Source organism: Sphingobacterium sp. E70 (genome assembly GCF_019285695.1).
GTDB lineage: Bacteria > Bacteroidota > Bacteroidia > Sphingobacteriales > Sphingobacteriaceae > Sphingobacterium > Sphingobacterium detergens.
Genome location: NZ_CP079104.1, coordinates 1,036,920 through 1,057,262 on the forward strand (window position 1 = coordinate 1,036,920; position 20,343 = coordinate 1,057,262).

Genomic DNA, 20,343 nt, shown 5'->3' on the forward strand with positions numbered 1-20,343 from the left:
ATACTAAAAGGTTACGCGAACCTCTGTTATTATCTAAAATAATCGGATTGAAATACCGAAAAAGGCCCTACGCAAGCGTAAAGCCTTTTCATATCTTCTTACTAAAACTTATTGCACACTATCTGCCTTAAGCGCTTCTGCTTTTTAGCGTTCTCTTTCATTTTTTCTTAAAGAATCCTCGTAACAAGAAATTATGTTGCAAAGCTTCCATATTCTCATCCAACTTTTCAGTACTAGAATTCAGATTATTAATGGCTGACTTGATTTGATTTGCTGAAGCAGGATCATTCAATAAGACACCGACCGCATTGTCTTTATCGTTCAATCGACTAGAGGCATTATTCAAGTTATTGATTAATGCATTTGCAGTCTGCGACACACCCTGCAACTGCGCTGCAGACTGACGCAAATTTGAAAAGATAGCAGTATCGGTAGTCAGATCGTGGATCAACCCTTTATTGCTGTTCAGCGAATTTGTTAATGTAACCAAATTTGCAGATGCTTTATTGGCATTATTCATTGCAGCGCTGATGGACAGTAAACTCGCACGTAACGTATTCACCATAGCAGTATCGGTCAACATTGCACCAACCATGCCTTTACCATCAGCCAAACCACGTGATATCTCGACAAAGTCAGTCGTAATCTTAGCCAAGTTTTCGTTATTTACTTGCAATGTTTCCATCATGGCCTCCATGTCTGCAGTTTTCGCTGATCTTAAAAAATCACCAGTTTCCACAGTAGGTGCATTTTGAGACCCCCAGTGATAACAACAATTTTATTACCAATCAATCCATCGGAGCCCAATTTTGTGACAGCATCTTTGCGAATATATTCCGCAGATTTCTCTTCAATAGTTAAAACAACTTCGACATCCTGTACACTTTTAAAGTGGATATTTTTAATGATCCCCACCTTAACCCCAGAAAACCAAACATTACTTCCTACTTTCAATCCCGCAACATCAGGAAATGAAGTCGCGATCTCGATGTTTCTTGTAAATTTCTTTTGTTGACTGCCTAAAATAAAAATCCCGGCCAAAAGAATCAATACGCCTAAAAAACAAAAACACCAACAATGATTGCTCTTTTATTTTCTGCCTTACTCATGTATATTATAGAATAAAATTATAATTATAAAACGCTTTAACACGTGCGTCATCTGTATCAAAATTTCTTCAAAAGACCCCTGTCTTTCAAACTTACCATCCAATAGCATTACAATACGATCACCTACTTCCTTCGCGCAGGCCAAATCATGTGTAATAATAATTGATGATGTCTTATACCGCTCCTGAACCTCATTGATCAATCCATTGATATCCAAACAAGTGATCGGATCGAGACCTGCTGTAGGCTCATCATACATCATGATCTCCGGCCGAAGAATCAAGGTACGCGCAATACCAATCCGCTTACGTTGACCTCCAGACAATTCAGATGGCATTTGGTTGATGGCCTGAGATAAACCTACACCATCCAACACTTCCTCCACAGCATGATTAATCTCAGATCGTGTGAGATTTCGTTTATTTCTCACCAATGGAAACTCCAAATTCTCACGAACCGTCATACTATCATAGAGTGCACTATTCTGGAAAGAAAAACCAATTTTTAATCGTAACTCACGCAACTCACGGTCATTTAATGACGTGACAGATTCACCAATACATCAATTGTTCCTTCATCAGGTTTTAATAATCCAGAAATCAACTTGATCAAAACTGATTTACCTGTACCCGAACGTCCTAACACAACTAGATTTTCCTCTTTATATAAATCTAGGTTAACCTCCTTCAGTACATGGTTATCCCCAAAAGATTTACTCACATTTCTGATTTCAATGACTGACTGAGAATGATCTATATTTACTTTAGCCTTTTCCATATACCACTATCCAAAGAACGACAAAATCTGAACAATAATGATCTCCTCAATAAAGACAAGAAACATCGAAGCAACCACAGCCGCATTGGCTGCCTTACCTACTCCTTCTGTACCTTTAGAGGAAAAATAACCACAATAGCAACTTACAGCCCCAATAGTAAAGCCAAATATTACAGCACGTAATACCATAGCGCCTAAATCCTTGAAGGCAATTGTTTCAAATACCTGCGTAAAAAAGCTCAAAAAACTCAAGTCATCTTTACTCATCATACTCAGATAACCACCTAAAAGGCCAATACCCGCCACATAAAAACATAACACAGGAATACCAATAGTTGTAGCTAAAATTCTACTTACAATCAAATATTTATAAGGATTAGTACCTGACACCTCCATTGCATCTATCTGCTCAGTCACATTCATCGAACTTAATTCAGCCCCAATCTGCGACCCCACTTTACCCGATGCAATCAAAGCAGTTACCAAGGGCGCTAAGGCACGAACAATCGCAATTGAAATCAGCGATGGCAACATGGAGGTTGCACCAAATTCTTCCAACGAAGGACGCGATTGTTTCGTAAAAACAAAACCAACGATAAATCCGGTTAAGCTGATCAAAGGCAAAGATTTATAGCCTATTTCATAGCATTGGCGTATAATTTCTTTGAATTCATATGGTGGAGTTACTAATTCGCGCCAAAACCGTAATAAGAAACGATGAATGTTTGCGAATTCTAGAAAAAAAGTCTGAAGTTTTTTAGCCATTTAAAAATATGTCTATGTCAAATTAATGTGTCATAAAACACCTCATATGCTCAACAAACACGTAACAATTCGAGCGGTAAAGGTAAATAAAAAATATGTATCTAAAATTGTCGTTTATGTAAAAAGATCATCAATTTGACTTTTATATAAAAAAATCAGATTTATAGTGTACCAATTAAACCATTTAATACGTTATGCTGTCATAATAACAAAGACAATAGCATAGAGTTTTGTCTTACTTAAAATATTACGAAGATGAAAAATTTAGGAAACATAAAATATTGGGTACTGGGATTGATCGGTGTTGCTTCCTTTACAAGTTGCACAACTACGATGGCTCAAAGAGGAGGATATACAGGTTATAATAACTACAACAATTCTGGTATTTCATTTCAGACGTTCTATGATGAACTTTCACCATACGGACAATGGGTGAATGATCCAAATTATGGATATGTGTGGATTCCTGATGCCGGGCCAGACTTCCAGCCTTATGCAACCAATGGTTATTGGTCCATGACAGATTATGGTAATACATGGGTCTCCAATTACGATTGGGGCTGGGCTCCTTTCCACTATGGCCGATGGAACTACAACGATCGTTATGGTTGGGGATGGGTTCCAGATTACGAATGGGGACCGGCGTGGGTAAACTGGCGCCAAAGCAATGATTATTATGGTTGGGCTCCATTAGGTCCGGGCATGAATATCAATGTCTCGGTCAATATCCCAATGAACTTCTGGACCTTTGTTTCGGTCAATCATTTTATGAACCGCAACATGGATAGATATTATGTGAACCGTCGAAATTATAACAGCATTTATAATAGAACCACGGTGATCAACAATACAACGATCATCAATAATAACTATTATGTGGGCGGCCCGCGTAAATCTGACATCGAGCGTTATACAGGCAGAACTGTCAACGTAAACCGTATTAACAATGTAGATCGGCCAGGATCGGTGCGTAGTAGTAATAGCCGTACAAGATCAAGCGAAATCAATATGTATCGTCCAAGTGTAGACCGCAACACACGTTCATCTGCACGTCCAACCAATGTTGTGGACGCATCAACTCGAACACGTAGCAATAATAGTGAAATTTCGGACCGCAACAATCGTGTCATTTCCAACCGGGATAATATCAATACCAGATCTGGAAATCGTGAGCTGTATATTGACAATAGCGGTAATGCTTCGGTAAGATCACGCAATGATGCGAATAATAATAGCGGATCTACACGTAGCTCCAGTAATACGAATGGACGTACAAGAGACAATAGTTCGAACAACAGAAATAATGTAGGTACAACAGCTACTTCAGACAATTACGATTTTAGAACCCGATCCGGCAGAGAGTCGAATCCATCAAATACGAATAACCCTACTTCTACCAGTAGAACCAGACAAGGAAATGCTGTTGACAACGGCGGCGTTGTCAATAGCCGAAATTCGGACTATAATACACGAGTAAGAACAGGCACTAGCAATACAAGTGACGCAGGTTCGTCCCGTAGTGGGCAGCCAACTACAATGCCGCAACGAAATGGAAATTATGATGTTGGTAATACTAGAACACGTGCTAGTCAACCTGTATCACAACCTAGTCAACCGGTGCAAAATAGAAGTTATGACACTGGCAACAGCAGATCGCGCTCCAGTCAACCTGCAGCGCAACCCAGCCAGCCGGCGCAAAATAGAAGTTATGAGAATACCAGAACACGGTCCTCAGCTCCTACAGTTGAAAGATCGAATTCCTCAAATTCAGGAAGTTCTTCAGCTCCAAGAACCAGATCATCTGAAGGATCAACTCGTTCAGGAGGTAGTTCAAGAACACGATAACAGATCAAATTTATAAAGTAAAAAAATGGGTCAGCACATCACTGACCCATTTTTTTGCATCAACTCGTATGGACTCTTGTTTTATTTATGATGAACAATCCGCACATTTTCATGTTAATTAGTAAATTTACAGCTTCAAACAAAAATCAGATTAATAAAGATGGCTTCATTCACCTCTATATTAGATAACGACTTTTACAAATTCACGATGCAAAATGCGGTAGTCAAGCTATTTCCAAAGGCAAAAGCACGCTACCACTTTATCAATCGGGGACATCATAAGTTTCCAGAAGGATTTGACATTCTTTTAAAGGAAGCGGTAAATGAAATGGCAGACCTGCGGCTTACCAAAGCCGAGAAAGCCTTTTTGCGCGGACTTGTCCCTACATTGATCCAACCTATTTTGATTTTCTACAAGGTTATCGGTATGATCCTGATGAAATAAAAATCACGCAGGATGGTCCCGATCTCGAAGTTGTTATCGAAGGGTATTGGTATCGAACGATTCTTTGGGAGGTACCGCTCATGTCACTGATCTGTGAGCTTTTCTATGAATCTCAGGATTTGGTTCGCGCATCAGATGAAGAGGTTATTGCAACGGCCAAAGATAAAATCGAAAAATATAAAAACTACATATCACGATTGCCGATTTTGGCACCCGTAGAAGACATTCCTATGAAGTCCACGACTTGGTTGTCCGTACATTAAAACAATACGGCGAAAAAACCTTTATCGGAACCAGTAATGTTCACCTGGCTATGAAATATGAAACCAAACCGATCGGCACCCACGCACACGAATGGTTTATGTTTCATGCGGCAAAATATGGCTACAAAATGGCCAACCTCTTAGGATTGGAGCACTGGTCAGATGTTTATCGCGGTGATCTTGGAATTGCCCTGTCTGATACCTATACAACGGAAGTTTTCTTTCAGCAATTCGATAAAAAGCTTACCAAATTATTTGACGGAGTACGTCACGACAGTGGTGACCCGCTGGAGTTTACAGACAAGGTTATTGCACACTACAAGAAAAATGGTATTGATCCATTGTCCAAGACAATTATATTTTCCGATGGCCTAGATTACGACAAAGTCGAAAGAATAGCAAGTTACTGCGAGGGCAAAATATTACACTCATTTGGTGTGGGGACCAACTTTACAAACGATGTAGGACTTAGACCTATGAATATTGTCATTAAAATGACCGATGCTCTTCCCGAAGATGATCAATGGACCCCAGTCATCAAACTATCCGATGAACCTATGAAGCACACGGGTGATGAAGATTCTATCTATATCGCAAAAAAGTATTAATGATTGATAATGACAATGTATAGAGACGTATATGGTGAGGCCCTGGATGATTACTTTATCCATCAAGAAGAAAAATTCCCTTTAATACTCCATACAAGCTATGGCGACCAAGACGAAATGCCAGTAGAAGTTTTCTTTAGGGATGCTGACGATTTTCCAGAACTGGAATTCATCGGATTATCGCTCTGTGACGGCCGGGTATTAGATGTGGGGCCGGCGTAGGCAGTCACAGCTTATATCTACAAGAAAAGGAATTTGAGGTCGATGCGCTGGAAATATCGCAAACAGCTTGTCATATCATGCAACAGCGTGGTGTGCAACATATCATATGCCAAGATTTCTATGAATTCAGTGGACAAAAGTACGATACGCTTTTGTTTCTTATGAATGGTGTGGGTATCGCTGGCGACATTGATGGTTTTAAAAAGCTGTTGCAGCATAGTAAAGAGCTCCTGACTGATAGGGGCAGCTTATTTTTGATTCATCCGATATCGGTTATCTCTACGAGGATTATAACATCAAAAACCCAACCATTATTTTGGGAGATCCAATATCAATACGAATATAAAGGACAAAAGGGAAATCCTTCAAATGGCTTTATCTAGATCAGGATAAACTGATCAAAATAGCCCATGAATTAGGCTGGGTTGTTCAGATTCTATATGAAGATGAACATGATCAATATCTAGTTCGTATGGAACAAAAAAATAATCTAACTATTTCAAGGCTCTATTTAGAAAAAAACCTTAAATACCAATTAAGTATTTAAGGTTTTTGTGAATCAAAAATAACCTACCTATTTCAGGACTTCACATGCTATTTTTGAGTTCTAATATAAATATCCCCATAGAAGTCTTCAAGATCACATCCTGTCCGCCACCATTCATTTTCCCTTTCACAGTATTTGACATATTGTAAGTACTTTTAGGTTCCTCAACAGGCTTTTCAAATTGAAACTCATCCGCGGCATAAATATTACCCATTGAGGTCTTCATATCTACATTAGCCCCGAATTTTACCGGGAAGGCTACGTCTACCGCACCCATTGCTGCGATGAGTGAAATAGGTCCTTTGACTGGCTGCACAAACTTAGCAACAATATCTCCTTGGGCGACTTTCACATTGAGCGGCCCAGTGACATTGATCACCTTAACATCCCCATTGTACTAGAGATCTCAACCTCGGCTTTAATATCTTTTATTTCAATACCACCGTCATTAAAGAACCCTCCACGACCACCTTTTACACTAATCGATAGATCAAAAGGAACCCGAACATGCACAGAATCTTCCAATGGCATTCCAACCATACTGATTTCCGTAACACCAGCAATATTTTGAATGTTCATTCCCATTCCCGAATTATCGGACAAGCCAGAACCATTGACCACACGTAAGCCTTTAGCCCGGTCGTTCTCTTCCTGCACCTCCACCTTCGCTGTAATCACGACATCTTTTCCATTATAGCCTTCAATAGAAACATTGTCAAATTTCAGCAATAGCTTCTCACCAACATTGGGGACTTTAATTTCTTTCCAAACTCTCTTCCCACTGTCACCATATGGCATTCGCATTGTCTTAGGAGGTCTAGGTGCCTTTGGCGGAACGGCACGTTCTGCATTCTCTGTTATTTGGGCCTGCAACGCATTAGCAAAGAGCAGTGCCATTCCCATAATCATTATTCTTATCTTTTTCATCTTCATAATTATTACTGTCTAGTCCATTTTTCAATGGTATTCATGAGCTCACAAGCCCCATTTTTTTATTAAAGTGATGAAGCCTGGAGGTTTATTCCTTTAGCTTAGCACGTCTCTACAGCTTCATCGTATATATTGTTTGTTCTATTGATGCAACAGTACGGCATAAGCTTGTTCTTTCACAAATTTCAATGTAAAGGGATCCTCTACAATCGCGTTCAGCTTATCCTTTGTACTATTTTTTATTTCCGGTTCATCTCTTTGTGCAATCATCTGCATCAGCTCAACCTGTAATGTAGGATCATTCTGTGCGACAAAAAGTCCTGAACCTTTTGTTGCCTAACTTCTGGTGTCATTCCGTCCAGCAAGGTCTCAATCGCTGCCATACGCACATTACTGCTCTCATCCGAAACGGCTATTTTTTCTAATGCTTGCGCTGCATCCTTTTTCAGATTTCCTTGTTTTTGGAGTGCGAGTACGGCTGCCAATCGTGTACTTGCCCAAACAGAGTCCTGAAGCATTTGCATATAATCTTTTTCAAGCCCTTCTTTCTTATCTACAGGAACCTTTTGCACAGTCTTGTTAACTGCACGATGCATTTTTGCGTACTTGTCATCGTCTGTATTGACCGTATCGGTTCCTTCTGACCAGCGTCTACCACGACCTCTTGTTGAGATGGGCGCAGGATGTCCACTGGCTCTTTTTGAACAGGGACAGATTTCAAATCTGCTACTCTGCCCATATGATCATCCTTTTTCTCCTGATTGAAGATGACAAAAGCCGCAGCTCCGACCAATAATGTAGCTGCCGCAATACTTGCCCATCGCCACAAAGGTTTAATCTTCTTTTCCTGTACCGGAGGAACAACCTGTGGTCTGATTTTATTCCATAAATCCGCTGACGGTTCTTTATGGTCAAATGCATCCCGATTGGTGTTCACAAAATCCTTCAAATTATCCCGCATAATTATACCTCTCCTTCAATTGTTCGTAAATTTTCTTTTTGGCGCGATGGTATTGACTACGCACCGCTACCGCTGTCATTCCCAAAGATTCCGCGACTTCATCGTGGCTCATATCTTCAAAAAGATACAGATTGATCACCATCTTGGGTATCCCGGTCAGCTGATCAATGACTGATTCCAAATCAGTCAGCCGACATTCTCGCCACTCCTTTTCCAACAGTTCATCTTCGCCTTCATCCTGGATTTCCAGATCATCAATAGGTGTATAATATTGCTTATTTTTCCGTAAAAGAGAAATAGCCTTATTCACGCCCATCCTTCTCAACCAAGCTTCAACACTAAGTACCGCCTGCCATTTATCCGATTTTGAGAAAAACTCTACAAAAGTCTCCTGCAAAATATCCTCACTTTCCTCCTGATTTGACAAAATCCGATAGATCGAGTTAAAAATCTTCTTCGCATAGCGATGATAGAGTTGTGCAAAGCCCGACTCGTTACCGGATTGGCACATCGCTAATAAATCTTTATCGCTAAGTTGGTTTTGCACGTTTACTATTTAATACTGTTAATTCCTATGTTTCTATTGTATAGTCGGATCGTTTTGGAAAATGTTGCAATTTAATTTTATTTTTTTTTCTAAAATAAATAACATGCTATTGGTGAACAGCATTAAATCTGTTTTTTAGGTTTTAAATCAACAAAAAAACACCCATGGAAAATACCGTGGGTGCCTGCATTAACAAAATATACTTAATGAAGTTTTGTGGACTCCTCAATTAGAGCGCTTTTATTTCACTTTCAGATAAGTCTCAATAATCGTATGTTTTACCCCCAATTCGGGCAAATTCTCTTCCCCGTGCTGGACAAGTGTGTCCCCTTTAAATTCCAATTCAAAATCAAACTTCTTACTTTCCCAATCACGTAGACTACAGTATTGCAATCGCTCCTGATATTTTTTACCATCAAAAGAATAAGTTCCGCCACCCGCAATAAAATGAGGTTCCTTTCCTTTTCCTTTTCCTTATCATGATTGAAAAATGAAAAATGATCCTCGTTAAACATTTTAAACATTTCGGTTTTGCTTGTATCAGTGAAAGCAGTCACGGTATCTTTCCCTTTGATAGTCTTAGCTTCTAAGAGTCTGTACGTTCCGGTCAATGTTTTGTTTTTTGTGGTCTCATTTTCCTTCGTTTTATCAACTGCGTTATTACACGAAAGAGCAATACATGGCAAGGCCACGATTAGTAAAATTTGATTTTTTAGGTTCATAGTATTTTATAAAGGGTTTAAAGAGGCCAAACTACGAAAGTTCAGCCTCATAAAAAACAAACCATTGTGATTATTTGTCCCACCAGACCCGGCCGGCAAGATTATCACCGCCGGGCACTGCTGCTGCTGCAGCTTTAAAATTTTCGCCATTGATAGCCTCCTCTGTAGAAGGATATGGAAAACGACGTGGAATAGTTCCCGAAGTAGCGTTTCCAGGATAGTTTACAGGAGTCAGCTTTGGAAATCCTGTCCGTCTCCAATTGGCCCAAGTTTCATAAAAATCCAGCATGGTAATCGTATGTGCCCAATACTGCATATTGATCTGTTCCAACCCCTTGCTTGCATCATAAGGATTAGCAACAGCAAAGATTCAGCACTCGCGTCGGTAACAGCTAATTCTGAATCATATTGATTCAAATATGTAATAGACGCTTTCAGTCCATTTTTGTAATGTTCAGCAGCCGAACCGCCAATCCCCCAACGTTGTGCAGCTTCTGCCTTCAACAGCTCCGTCTCTGCATATGTCAGGATAAATGTCACACCATTCCGCTTTATCATCTTCGGATTTGGTGATGAATAATCTGGGAATGTGGTAAAACTTGGATCACTGCTAATTTTATACTTAGGGTCAGAACTTAAATCTTTTCCATTTGGCATTCCTTTTTGAACAGCGGCATTACTTACATAATCCGGATTCTGTGCTTTGACATCGTCTTTTAAATATAATTTGGTCACAGCCACTAAACCTAAACGAGGATCATTATTTTTCTTCAGAAAATCAATAAAGGTATTTGACCACTTTACATAATAGCATTCTTGTCCTCCATCACCCAACAGCACCTGCGAATTTCTATTCTGAGTTACACGCGAACCACTTTCATCGTGTGAGATGTAAGCATTTTCAGTATTACTAGTCAATGTATTCGCTACAGCTTTTGTCGCATATTGTTTTGCTTTGGTCTCATCTACTTTCACCAGGCGCATTGCTAGACGGAGTAAAAAGAATTTCCAAAACGTTTCCATTTATCAATATTTCCCTTGTAAATAACATCACCAAAGACCCTATCACCATCTGTTTTTAAAGCGGCTACCGCTTCATCCACTTCTTTTAGTAGATCTGTATAGATATCCTGTTGCTTATCAAACTTGGGCTTGTAAATTTTTTCATAAAATCCAACACCAGCTTCAGAATAGGGCACATCACCATAGAGATCAGTAAGTCTTGCAAAAATAACTGCACGCCAGATCCTTGCTACCTGATATAAGTTGTTTAATTCTGGTTTATCCTTTGTGTTGACAATAACGTCCTGGATATTCCGAACCTGCTCGATATATGCCCCGACAGTACCATTCCCCCAGTAAGCTGCAGTATACCCTTCATTTAGCAAATATTTATCACCTGCCCAATAACTGATTACTGTAGACAATCCTTGCATCATAGTCGCTGAGTAAATTAAATTTCCACGCCAGGTATCGTAAGCGAAGTCAAAACTACCCGTATAGAATAATTGAGATGAAGACAAGGTATAATTTGGATCCCAAGTCTCCTTACCATAAGATATTGGATCAGTATTTATTTTTTCAAAATCTTTTGTACAGCTTCCCATCACACATAGGAGACCTAGGGCAAGCGTAGATATAATAGGTTTAATCATTGTTTTCATTTCAATTTAGATTTAAAATTTAACACTTAAGTTTGCTCCAAACGTGCGGATAGCCGGTACCCCTCCCAATTCAAGCCCAGGGAATGTTGCATTATAACTTGATTCAGGATCAATATTATCGGTTTTACGCATCAATGTAAAGAGATTCCGTCCCACAACACTTACATTCAAGGATTTTATTTTATTATTAAACATTGCTGTTGGGAAGGTATAACCAATGATAACCTGTCTAAATTTTATAAAGTCGGCACTATTAACAAAGTTTTTAGAAACGTTGTTCGCCGTATTTTCATAATATTTAGCTGCTGCCCTTCCTATCTCTTCACGTCTTTCTACCGTATTTTGATGCAATCCCCAGATATAACCATAATAATCTGTCGCCGAGAATAACTTACCACCCCATTTACCATCTATTAAGAAAGAAAGATTGAAATTTTTATAGTTAAATTCGTTATTCCAGCCGGCAAACCATTTATTCATTGCTGAGCCATACGCCTTTAATTCGCCACGGTCAGGTGAACCATCAGCTAAGTTTACGATATTTCCATCCTTATCATATTTATTATCGTAGGCCATTACCTGAAATGCCGACAAACCTACTTTATTCATAATAAACCCTACATTGGAACGCGAAGTAGCGACCAACTGATCCTTTAATCCATCGGCCAATGATATAATCTTATTGTCATTGTAGGATCCATTTAGAGAAGAAATCCATTTAAAGCTTTCGGTTTTAACAATAGTTGCCGAAAGTAATGCTTCAAAACCCTTGTTTTGCATTTCTCCGAATTCAATACAGCCGCAGCATAACCTGTTGCCGGCGTTGTTGTATTGAAGATAATTTCATTCTTGGATTTCTTGTTGTACCAAGTCAAATCTAGATTTACACGATCATTCAACAAGCGAAGCTCAGCACCAATTTCCAACTCATTTGCAATTGAAGCTTTTAACGAAGTATTTGGGATATTCCTGTTATTAATCGATCCCAAAGGTGCTCCATTTAAATTCTCACCTCTAAAATTGTAGGTCAATAATGTCTGATAAGGATCAGTAGCCTGCCCCACCTGAGCGAAACCTGCTCTTAATTTACCGTAAGACAACCAAGAAGGTTTGAAATACTCTGAAAATATAAATGAACCCGAAACTGAAGGATAAACCGAATTCAATTTATTGTCGTAACCTGGTGTTGCCAAAGTAGAATACCAATCCGAGCGCAAACTACCTGTCAGATAAAACACATCTTTATAGGCGAATTCTGCTGTACCATACACAGACTGCGTTTCAGACTCGCTTTCCAGGTAATTGACAGATTTATTTTTGGCATTTAATATATTATAAACGAACGGGATAATAAAATCAGTTCCCGAGTTCGTTAACTGTGACATTTTTGTGTTGCGATAGCTGGCACCGATATTTGGTGTCACTGTATAATCACCAAAACTAAACGCTTTTCCCAATAAGATATCCGCATTGATATCCGCAAATTTTGTTTGCTGTTCATTTATTTTTCCATACTCATAATAAGCTGTCCCAGTAGGCAAAACATTTCTGTAGTGATCATTATAGGCATCGCGACCAGCACGTCCCTGGATAAATAAACCATTTTCAAGCGTATATTTCGCCGTCAATGAGGCAATTGAACGATCTCTTTTTGTGTTATTCTGAAACTCGTAAGCAGCAAACCAAGGATTGGTTGCATAGGTATTACCAGTTGTAAACGGAAGCTCAAACCCATTTTCTTTCTTCCAAGGTTTTAAATCGTTCACATTGACACTTGTTGGTAGGAACATCGCATTAAAATTGGCATTACCCGACATATCGGATACCATAGGCCTATTTTTCACTTGCTCCAAGATCATATTGTAACGCGCATCAATGGTCAACCTTTTCAATGGTTCAAACAAGCCGACCAAATTAAATGATTGTCGATTCAACCCCGAATTCGGGACAACAGAGTTATTTTTAACATTCGTACCAGAGAAACGGATTGAACCGCCGTCAAATGTTTTGTTCAATGCTAAAGTATTTGTCCAAGTCGAGCCTGTACGATAAAAACGTCCAAGGTTACCCGATTGATAGGAATAAGGTCGCGATACACCATCAAACTGAACCACTGGACTACCATCCAATTTCGCTCCCCAGCTAGAACCTCCAACTGTGCGGCAGCCTTACCATCTGCTGGTTTTTCACCATTGGCACCCTGACCGTATACCTTTTGCCAGTTCGTTTGGTCAATAATTCTTTCAGCTACATAGTTGCTGTTAAAATCGATTGAATTTCCTTTTCCGGATTTGGTCGTAATCAAAATGACACCTGCTTTGGCACGCGAACCATATAATGCTGAAGCCGCAGCTCCTTTTAATACCGAAATACTTTCGATATCGTCAGGATTGATGTTACTAATTGCATCCCCAGATCCGGCGCGTTGTCCCATTGACTACCTGAATTTCCCTGGAATTCGCATTTCCAACACCGACAGGTTTGCTTTCCATTGGAATACCATTGATCACATATAAAGGCTGATTGGACTGTGAGATACTGGAAACACCGCGTATAGTTACATTCGAAGCCGCTCCCGCACCACCAGAAGTTGAACTAATATCCAAACCCGCTACTTTTCCGACAAGTGAATTCATGACGTTATTTTCACGTGCTGTAGTCAAAGATTCTCCTGCAACCTGTGTCACAGAATATCCCAAAGAGCGTTTTTCCTTTTTCATACCCAATGCTGTCACCACCACCTCATTTAACATGCGATTGTCTTCGATTAAGATGATTTTCATATCGCCATCTTTCGTCACAGCCGCTTCCTGTGATGCATAGCCAGCAAAAGAAACGATCAATGTATTGCCGGTTGCGGCGTCGATGGAAAACCGTCCATTAATATCTGTCGCCCGCCCTACAGCGGTACCTTTAACACGTACACTGGCTCCCGCTAACGGATTCCCTTTATCATCTGTTACCGTACCCGAAACGACAACCTGTTGTTGTTGACTGACCACAACAAGTCCTTCTTTGGATACTGAATAAGCCAGTCCACTTTTATTGAAAAGCTTCGCCAACACGTCCAATACCTTCGTATTATTGACATTGACAGACACTTCTTTATTTAAATTCTCGTTTGTCGAATTATAGACAAAATAATAATCACTTTGCTCTTCGATCAGTTTAAGTACCTTGCTCAGTTTTGTCTTTTGAACATCCAAGGACACTTTTTGTTGGGAAAATACAGATGCTGAAACATTGATTACAGCACACGTAGTCATAATTAAGGCTAGTTTCATCCGGATAATGAATCTAAAATGCACAATATATCCATTGCGCATTTGCAATAAGCAATTTTTAATCATATTTTAGTGTTGGTTAAAATTAATATTAAGCAGCACGCCCCAATGTTGCTGCTTTTGGTTAATCATTTTTTCAATGAAGGATGGTGTTGGTCCACCATCCTTTTTATTTTTCTGAGATAGTTATTTTTTCCCATATAGTTCAAATTTAAATGGTTCGACTTTTTGTAAAGCACTCAGTACCTGAGTAATATTTTCTTTGCTAAAGGTTGCCGTGAAGCGATATCTTTTCAATTCTTCACTTTGAAGCTGAATATCCACATCATACCAGCGCTCCAGGGTTCTTCGTAAAGATTCGAAATCTTGGTCCACGATTTCCAATCTATTTTCTTTCCATGCGATATCTGGTATTTCAGTGGTATTTGACTCAACTACAGGGATATTTTCGATTGCAATTTCCTTAATGGGCAACTTACTTAACGTTGATTTATTTCCTTTACTTGCATTTACCGCAAGTTCAGCTTGGTTTTTAAATATCGTAATTTTTTGATTTGGCTTAATGACAACGGAATTCTCACGCTGCCCTTTGCTTTTCATCTCAATAGACCCCTCCACTAATACAGCTTCAGCCGTTGGTTCTTCGGGATAACTTTTCACGTTGAAGGTCGTTCCCAAAACTTTGATATCAAAATCAGAAGCCTGCACCATAAATGGCTTTTCTCTATTCTTTGCGACTTGAAAATAACCTTCACCGACCAAACGCACCAAGCGCAATTCACCATTAAAATCCGAAGACAGCTCCAATTTACTTGCTGAGTTGAGGGTAACGGTACTGCCATCAATTAACTCAAAGGTCTTCTTTTCACCTTTCTTTGTCTGATACACCTGACCAACGTTTGTTATCGTTTGTCGAGCAATATCATTCATTGGACGTGAATAGTACCATAATCCGCCCCCGACCAAAGCGACAAATACTGCAGCAATAGCGCCCCACTTTTGCCAGGTAATCTGGCGGATAGGTGCAGATTCAATTGGCGTACTTTGAGGTCAGTCTTCAATCTCTCCATCTGTTCATGGATAGATTTTCGGTTTCCGACCAAAATTTGGTAAAGACGTTTTGCTTTTAGGATCATTTCGGCCTGCTCTGGATGATTTAAGCAGTATTGTTGCCAGTAAAGGATACAGTTTTTATCTTCTCCAGAACAGTACTTTTGAAAAGTATCGTCAATCAAAAATCTTCTAACTGTTTATAATCTTTTTGGCTCATTCTAATGGATATTTACCCTATAGTGCCCAAGAAGAGATCTTTTTCCTAAGAAAAAACAAACTATTTTATAAAACACTGATATTCAAACTATTTATTTTAAAAAACAACACAAAAAATGAGGTATAATGTGCAACAAATAGGCTATCGTTACCCTGTAACAACGATTATCTCTGCTAGCATTAAATGTCCTTAAGCTCCTCCCGCAATATTTTTAGCGCGTCGTAGAGCGTATTATACGCTGTTTTGACAGACATCTGCGTGATTTCAGAAATCTTTTCATACGAATAACCTTCAAAAAATTTTAGATTGACCAATTGTTTTTGGCGAAAAGACAACTTCTCCAGTGCTTCTTTCAAACGGATCTGAATAATCTCATTGGTTTGCACTTTGATTACAAACTCTTCATAAGGCATCTCAATCCATTCATCTTCCGCTTTTACATTCTGAAGGGCAGTATTAATTTTATGTTGCTTTTCAATCAGGCGTAGCATACGTCTTTTTAGAAAGGTAATAAGGTAGGACTGTACATTTTCGACACGTTCAAGCTGCGTTCTTTTCTCCCAAATCTTGACAAAAACCTGATCCGTCGCTTCACTTGCCAAGTCAGTATCCCCACAGGTACGGATTCCAAAATTAACAAGTTCCTGATAAAGTGCCCCATACAGATCAAAAATGCAGCCTCGTCCCCGTACGAATACGCTCCCACAACAGGCGGTACCCCATTTTATTTCTCATAACAAAAGCATATAATCTGTATTCAAGCTAATTTACGTCCCTGTTTCCAAAAGTATAAACTTAATCCGTAAAAGGAAAAAGTTTTTATCTTTAGGTATAGTTATTTGTATGTGGTCAGAAATTATAATCACCCTATTTATCTGTATTGTACTGAACTACTATGTATTGCGGTGGCTTAAAGATAATCGAAAAATGCGTCCAAAAGGAATTTTGGCCTATTTAATCACGCCAATACTTTACCTATGCATCCGCTTATTGATGATGAAATGGGTATTTATTACTGTCTTTGCTGTGGCCTGGATCGGGATTATTATCTTTTTGCTCCGGAAATCTATTCACTATTTGACGCCACAAAAATTTCCCCAGAAAATGAAGAGGTAATAGAACCCGAAATCGTTGACAGCAAACTTGATGAACCTATTGTCTATCCTGAGAAACCAACCAATTCTGAGCAGGTATCAGGTATAGGTGAAGTCCAGACCATTCATTCAGATCCTCCCAGTGTAGGACCTAATAGCCCACAGCAACTCAATTTACAACACACGGCTATTTCTGTTGACAAAGCAACCGAAATGCAGGCTGAACAACAAAAGAAAGATCGAAGACTTTTAATGCTACAACGTGTCTCTTTTACGCGACTATTTATAACCTTATTTTTTGTCTCTTTCTAATTATTCGAAGAACTTATTTACAAACAGACGCAGAAGATGATATCATTGGCCTTTTTGGCACTTTTCAGCTCAACAGTATTGTATGTTTGGTCATCACTGCTATCATCTGCAAATTGTTTGATACGCTGAATAGATTAACCAATCTGATCCAAATGGAGAAAAGAGGTTATAAGTTTTCACTTTTTATCCTACTTGGTGTCATCTGTTTTTTCTATTTCCGCGCAGATTTCATCACTTTAGAATCGCTAATCACTCAATCCTATACTAACCAGGGTATCTTTTTTCTTGTTGGAATAATTACCTTCCTACTCGCCCAACTTGCCTTTATGACGATCGATTATCCTAGTTTCATTCGGTATCAATTTGCGCGAAAAAGAGATTTAAAAGCAATTATTATACTCAATCTATTTCTATTTGTTTTGGTGATGATTATCTGTGAGATCTTATTGTCGGGACAAAAAAACAGGTTCGATAGTAGCCATATTTTCACGCTGTACCCCACTGTACTGTTATTTTTTCTGGAGCGGAAAAATTACCTTCAGGCAAAAAACTATGTCAACCGTATGGATCTATAATCGTAAATTAGTCGCTTCAAAATCTTACATCGTAAAATTGACACGGAAGTGTCGGCAAATTAATAGATTAAAAAATAAGGGTCTTTAGTCCCAACAAGTAAATATATTCAATGAAAACCATTTTCGCGATAATAGGCAGCGCAAGCGAACATTCATCCAATCATCAGCTCGTACGTCATCTCCAACATAAGGTAAACCCCGAGGTCAATCTTATTCTCTTTGACCGCCTGAAAGAACTGCCACATTTCGATCCAGAGGAAAGTACATCCCGTCCGCCAATCGAAATCATCGCTTTGCGTCAGGTCATTCAGGATGCAGATCTAGTATTGATCAGCAGTCCAGAGTACATTTTCAGTGTCCCAAGTGGATTGAAAAATCTACTCGAATGGTGTGCAGCAACGACCATTTTTACAGAAAAACCCGTCAGTATTATTACCGCATCAGCACAGGGGAAACGGGCCATGCCGAGCTACAACGTATTATGCAGGGACTTGGTGCTCAACTTGATCCCGAAAGGAACCTTCTTATTCAGGGGTGAAAGGAAAACTTGATGCAGTAGGAAATATCTGGGATGAAAAGCTCGATCAGCAGCTTGATTTGCTTGCAGCACAGCTCAAAAACTCTTAGTTAACATACCATTGGATTAAGCTTAATGGTATTTTAACACAATAAAAAGTTATTATAAAGTATACAAAGATTTCTAACTTTACAACATGCAAGAACAAGTCAATAATCCATTACACGGAAAACGGCTGGATACAATCATCGCGTATTTAGTGGAATATTATGGATGGGAAGAACTGGGACAAAGGATATCCATCCGGTGTTTCAATGAAAATCCGAGTGTTAAATCCTCGCTAACTTTTCTACGAAAAACACCCTGGGCCCGAGAGAAGGTTGAACAGCTCTATGTAAAAACCTTAGGTAAAAAATAATCTTATTTCTAGGATAATGCAAATAATCTGATTATTAAGCATATCTTTGCCGCCATGAAAAAATTACCGACTACCGTAAGTTGTTAAATGTGGATAAATCAGTGGATCTCAAAACCCTAAAATCCACTTACCGGACGATCATGAAAGAATGTCATCCGGATAAATTTGTCAATGACGAAGAAGGTCGTTTGGCTGCTGAACAAAAGAGTGTAGAAATGATTGAAGCTTATCATTTTTTGGTAAGCATCTGCCCCGAGACAATTGAACAACAATTACCGATCTATACAGAGACAATCACGAATTCAGGTATTCAAGATATTGATTGGAAAGCCCAGATATTGACGATCACCTTTCATGATGGCAGTCAATATGAATACTTTGGCGTCCAACGAAATGACTATGTAAAATTTGTCAATGCCGATTCTTTGGGACGATTTGCACGTAGACATGTTTTTCATTCCTATCCTTATCGGAATGTATTGAAGACTGCTACAGTTGTTGCATAACTAAAACATAGATTTATAACTCGATGATACATACTGGTCTATGGACTAGTTAACACATAAGCGCCCTTTGTTATTTCAACAAAGGGCGCTTATCTAAAATGTTAAATGTTTAAAAGCTATTTATATAACAGTTGTACAACCCAAATAGTTTTAGTTTTATAATTTTAACATTAACCCCGCTGTTCCACCACCATAAAACGTGTTTCTCGTACGGTCTCTTCCCCAAGCTTTCCATTGGGTACCACCGCCTGATACAGCATCTTCATCCCGCTCAGCATAATTGAAACTTGGCGCCACAAATATCGATAACGCATCGGTCAATTTATATGCTGGGATCACACGAAAGGAAGATTGGTGATTGTCCAATGATTTAAATTTTTCCGTTAAATGGTTACGTGTGGTAATTTCCGCGCGGAGTGCAAACTTGGACTTATTCAACAGTACAGCACCCAATCCTGCTTCAAAGGTATATTTCGCAGGACCATCGTTGCCAAGAGCCGTACCAATAGATAAGACACTATAGAGTACCCGACCTCCGGAACGAAACTGCAATGAAAGATAGCTATCCTCGTCTATGGCCAACGACAGATTTTTTTCTCCGTTTTTAATTAGATTTAACAGACCGATCGGGTAATCACTACTATCGGCAATATTAACTATTCCTGCGAGCTGAAACCCCTTACTTTTTTTTGCCTTATTTGCAATACCCGCTATTTGGATGCCCACATCTCCACTGCTATTGTTCAATACACCGGCTAATTGGGTTGTTCCGCAGCTTCCGTTGCGGTATTAGCAACACCAGCGATCTGTACACCCCGTACCGTATCAGCCTTATTCAATACCCCCAATCTGGACACCCTTAACGGTTCCAAAACCCGATTGCCTACCCCGCTAACTGTACTCCACTTACATTGCCGCCAACAGTATTAAATACCCCTGCCACCTGAAATCCCTGCATATTA

The 20,343-nt window shown here is 39.3% G+C and carries 31 protein-coding genes and 2 pseudogenes; 11 read left to right on the forward strand and 22 right to left on the reverse strand.

The window, feature by feature from the left end; all coding sequences use genetic code 11:
- Window positions 1-157: 157 nt before the first annotated feature.
- The 4 genes and pseudogenes from KUH03_RS07475 to KUH03_RS07490 form a co-directional block, all read right to left on the reverse strand.
- Complete coding sequence (locus KUH03_RS07475; RefSeq protein ID WP_257092231.1) at window positions 158-739, reverse strand: hypothetical protein; 582 nt, start codon at window positions 737-739, stop codon at window positions 158-160.
- Window positions 718-1,041: an MlaD family protein gene (locus KUH03_RS07480; protein WP_257092232.1), complete on the reverse strand. Its 324-nt coding sequence runs from the start codon at window positions 1,039-1,041 to the stop codon at window positions 718-720. Before KUH03_RS07480 ends, KUH03_RS07475 begins: the two co-directional genes overlap by 22 nt.
- A gap of 73 nt (window positions 1,042-1,114) precedes the next feature.
- A pseudogene (locus tag KUH03_RS07485) lies at window positions 1,115-1,886 on the reverse strand (ABC transporter ATP-binding protein).
- Window positions 1,887-1,892: 6 nt separating this feature from the next.
- Window positions 1,893-2,651 carry an ABC transporter permease gene (locus KUH03_RS07490; RefSeq protein WP_077438387.1) on the reverse strand — a complete coding sequence of 253 codons (759 nt, stop codon included), beginning with the start codon at window positions 2,649-2,651 and terminating at the stop codon, window positions 1,893-1,895.
- 255 nt (window positions 2,652-2,906) lie between these two features.
- On the opposite strand from KUH03_RS07490, the gene KUH03_RS07495 reads away from it, so the two are divergent.
- From KUH03_RS07495 to KUH03_RS07510, 6 genes and pseudogenes are all read left to right on the forward strand, one after another.
- Window positions 2,907-4,496, forward strand: a complete 1,590-nt coding sequence (locus tag KUH03_RS07495; RefSeq protein WP_257092233.1) for a DUF6600 domain-containing protein — start codon at window positions 2,907-2,909, stop codon at window positions 4,494-4,496.
- Window positions 4,497-4,704: 208 nt separating this feature from the next.
- Window positions 4,705-4,973, forward strand: a pseudogene (locus KUH03_RS45565) (nicotinate phosphoribosyltransferase); the annotation flags it as partial.
- A 48-nt stretch (window positions 4,974-5,021) separates the two neighbouring features.
- On the forward strand, window positions 5,022-5,204 hold the full coding sequence (locus tag KUH03_RS45570; RefSeq protein WP_306429939.1) for a hypothetical protein: 183 nt from the start codon (window positions 5,022-5,024) through the stop codon (window positions 5,202-5,204).
- Entirely contained in the window at window positions 5,186-5,812 is a 627-nt protein-coding gene (locus tag KUH03_RS45575; protein ID WP_306429513.1) for a hypothetical protein, read from the forward strand. The genes KUH03_RS45570 and KUH03_RS45575 overlap by 19 nt, the downstream gene beginning before the upstream one ends.
- A gap of 15 nt (window positions 5,813-5,827) precedes the next feature.
- Window positions 5,828-6,034 carry a hypothetical protein gene (locus KUH03_RS07505; protein WP_257092234.1) on the forward strand — a complete coding sequence of 69 codons (207 nt, stop codon included), beginning with the start codon at window positions 5,828-5,830 and terminating at the stop codon, window positions 6,032-6,034.
- Between the two features lie 77 nt (window positions 6,035-6,111).
- Complete coding sequence (locus tag KUH03_RS07510) at window positions 6,112-6,417, forward strand: hypothetical protein (protein WP_257092235.1); 306 nt, start codon at window positions 6,112-6,114, stop codon at window positions 6,415-6,417.
- Window positions 6,418-6,621: 204 nt separating this feature from the next.
- Here KUH03_RS07510 and KUH03_RS07515 read toward each other — a convergent pair whose 3' ends face one another.
- The 17 genes from KUH03_RS07515 to KUH03_RS07595 form a co-directional block, all read right to left on the reverse strand.
- Window positions 6,622-6,960 carry a DUF4097 domain-containing protein gene (locus KUH03_RS07515; RefSeq protein WP_257092236.1) on the reverse strand — a complete coding sequence of 113 codons (339 nt, stop codon included), beginning with the start codon at window positions 6,958-6,960 and terminating at the stop codon, window positions 6,622-6,624.
- Window positions 6,957-7,508, reverse strand: coding sequence for a hypothetical protein (locus KUH03_RS07520; RefSeq protein ID WP_257092237.1), 552 nt, complete (start codon window positions 7,506-7,508; stop codon window positions 6,957-6,959). Before KUH03_RS07520 ends, KUH03_RS07515 begins: the two co-directional genes overlap by 4 nt.
- A 144-nt stretch (window positions 7,509-7,652) precedes the next feature.
- Entirely contained in the window at window positions 7,653-7,781 is a 129-nt protein-coding gene (locus KUH03_RS07525) for a hypothetical protein (RefSeq protein WP_257092238.1), read from the reverse strand.
- A 5-nt stretch (window positions 7,782-7,786) separates the two neighbouring features.
- A complete protein-coding gene (locus KUH03_RS07530; RefSeq protein ID WP_257092239.1) occupies window positions 7,787-8,083 on the reverse strand; it encodes a HEAT repeat domain-containing protein in 297 nt (98 codons plus the stop codon).
- Entirely contained in the window at window positions 8,065-8,472 is a 408-nt protein-coding gene (locus KUH03_RS07535; RefSeq protein ID WP_257092240.1) for a hypothetical protein, read from the reverse strand. Before KUH03_RS07535 ends, KUH03_RS07530 begins: the two co-directional genes overlap by 19 nt.
- Complete coding sequence (locus KUH03_RS07540; protein ID WP_257092241.1) at window positions 8,462-9,019, reverse strand: RNA polymerase sigma factor; 558 nt, start codon at window positions 9,017-9,019, stop codon at window positions 8,462-8,464. The genes KUH03_RS07535 and KUH03_RS07540 overlap by 11 nt, the downstream gene beginning before the upstream one ends.
- A 240-nt stretch (window positions 9,020-9,259) precedes the next feature.
- Window positions 9,260-9,412: a hypothetical protein gene (locus KUH03_RS07545; protein ID WP_257092242.1), complete on the reverse strand. Its 153-nt coding sequence runs from the start codon at window positions 9,410-9,412 to the stop codon at window positions 9,260-9,262.
- A gap of 399 nt (window positions 9,413-9,811) precedes the next feature.
- On the reverse strand, window positions 9,812-10,057 hold the full coding sequence (locus KUH03_RS07550) for a SusD/RagB family nutrient-binding outer membrane lipoprotein (protein WP_257092243.1): 246 nt from the start codon (window positions 10,055-10,057) through the stop codon (window positions 9,812-9,814).
- Window positions 9,973-10,725 (reverse strand): SusD/RagB family nutrient-binding outer membrane lipoprotein, encoded by a 753-nt coding sequence (locus tag KUH03_RS07555; protein WP_257092244.1) that lies wholly within the window; start codon window positions 10,723-10,725, stop codon window positions 9,973-9,975. The genes KUH03_RS07550 and KUH03_RS07555 overlap by 85 nt, the downstream gene beginning before the upstream one ends.
- 2 nt (window positions 10,726-10,727) lie before the next feature.
- Window positions 10,728-11,405 carry a SusD/RagB family nutrient-binding outer membrane lipoprotein gene (locus KUH03_RS07560; protein ID WP_257092245.1) on the reverse strand — a complete coding sequence of 226 codons (678 nt, stop codon included), beginning with the start codon at window positions 11,403-11,405 and terminating at the stop codon, window positions 10,728-10,730.
- A gap of 12 nt (window positions 11,406-11,417) precedes the next feature.
- Window positions 11,418-12,185 carry a hypothetical protein gene (locus KUH03_RS07565; RefSeq protein ID WP_257092246.1) on the reverse strand — a complete coding sequence of 256 codons (768 nt, stop codon included), beginning with the start codon at window positions 12,183-12,185 and terminating at the stop codon, window positions 11,418-11,420.
- The gene (locus tag KUH03_RS07570) at window positions 12,107-13,534 is read right to left on the reverse strand and encodes a TonB-dependent receptor (protein WP_257092247.1); all 1,428 of its coding nucleotides are present in this window, start codon (window positions 13,532-13,534) and stop codon (window positions 12,107-12,109) included. The genes KUH03_RS07565 and KUH03_RS07570 overlap by 79 nt, the downstream gene beginning before the upstream one ends.
- Complete coding sequence (locus KUH03_RS07575; protein WP_257092248.1) at window positions 13,423-13,839, reverse strand: TonB-dependent receptor plug domain-containing protein; 417 nt, start codon at window positions 13,837-13,839, stop codon at window positions 13,423-13,425. Before KUH03_RS07575 ends, KUH03_RS07570 begins: the two co-directional genes overlap by 112 nt.
- On the reverse strand, window positions 13,805-14,689 hold the full coding sequence (locus KUH03_RS07580) for a carboxypeptidase-like regulatory domain-containing protein (protein ID WP_257092249.1): 885 nt from the start codon (window positions 14,687-14,689) through the stop codon (window positions 13,805-13,807). Before KUH03_RS07580 ends, KUH03_RS07575 begins: the two co-directional genes overlap by 35 nt.
- Before the next feature lie 186 nt (window positions 14,690-14,875).
- Entirely contained in the window at window positions 14,876-15,619 is a 744-nt protein-coding gene (locus tag KUH03_RS07585; RefSeq protein WP_257092250.1) for a FecR family protein, read from the reverse strand.
- Window positions 15,616-15,924, reverse strand: a complete 309-nt coding sequence (locus KUH03_RS07590; protein WP_257092251.1) for a hypothetical protein — start codon at window positions 15,922-15,924, stop codon at window positions 15,616-15,618. The genes KUH03_RS07585 and KUH03_RS07590 overlap by 4 nt, the downstream gene beginning before the upstream one ends.
- A 214-nt stretch (window positions 15,925-16,138) precedes the next feature.
- Window positions 16,139-16,687, reverse strand: coding sequence for an RNA polymerase sigma factor (locus KUH03_RS07595; protein WP_306429708.1), 549 nt, complete (start codon window positions 16,685-16,687; stop codon window positions 16,139-16,141).
- Between the two features lie 249 nt (window positions 16,688-16,936).
- Here KUH03_RS07595 and KUH03_RS07600 point away from each other — a divergent pair, with 249 nt between their 5' ends.
- The 5 genes from KUH03_RS07600 (at window position 16,937) to KUH03_RS07620 (ending at window position 19,381) form a co-directional block, all read left to right on the forward strand.
- Window positions 16,937-17,365, forward strand: a complete 429-nt coding sequence (locus KUH03_RS07600) for a hypothetical protein (protein ID WP_257092252.1) — start codon at window positions 16,937-16,939, stop codon at window positions 17,363-17,365.
- 113 nt (window positions 17,366-17,478) lie between these two features.
- The gene (locus KUH03_RS07605) at window positions 17,479-17,940 is read left to right on the forward strand and encodes a hypothetical protein (RefSeq protein WP_257092253.1); all 462 of its coding nucleotides are present in this window, start codon (window positions 17,479-17,481) and stop codon (window positions 17,938-17,940) included.
- Window positions 17,941-18,050: 110 nt separating this feature from the next.
- Window positions 18,051-18,491: an NADPH-dependent FMN reductase gene (locus KUH03_RS07610; protein WP_257092254.1), complete on the forward strand. Its 441-nt coding sequence runs from the start codon at window positions 18,051-18,053 to the stop codon at window positions 18,489-18,491.
- 162 nt (window positions 18,492-18,653) lie between these two features.
- Window positions 18,654-18,875, forward strand: coding sequence for a VF530 family DNA-binding protein (locus KUH03_RS07615; protein WP_120259894.1), 222 nt, complete (start codon window positions 18,654-18,656; stop codon window positions 18,873-18,875).
- Between the two features lie 80 nt (window positions 18,876-18,955).
- Window positions 18,956-19,381: a KTSC domain-containing protein gene (locus tag KUH03_RS07620; protein WP_257092255.1), complete on the forward strand. Its 426-nt coding sequence runs from the start codon at window positions 18,956-18,958 to the stop codon at window positions 19,379-19,381.
- A 156-nt stretch (window positions 19,382-19,537) separates the two neighbouring features.
- On the opposite strand, the gene KUH03_RS07625 is transcribed toward KUH03_RS07620, so the two are convergent.
- Window positions 19,538-20,128, reverse strand: a complete 591-nt coding sequence (locus KUH03_RS07625) for a hypothetical protein (protein ID WP_257092256.1) — start codon at window positions 20,126-20,128, stop codon at window positions 19,538-19,540.
- Window positions 20,129-20,343 lie beyond the last annotated feature (215 nt).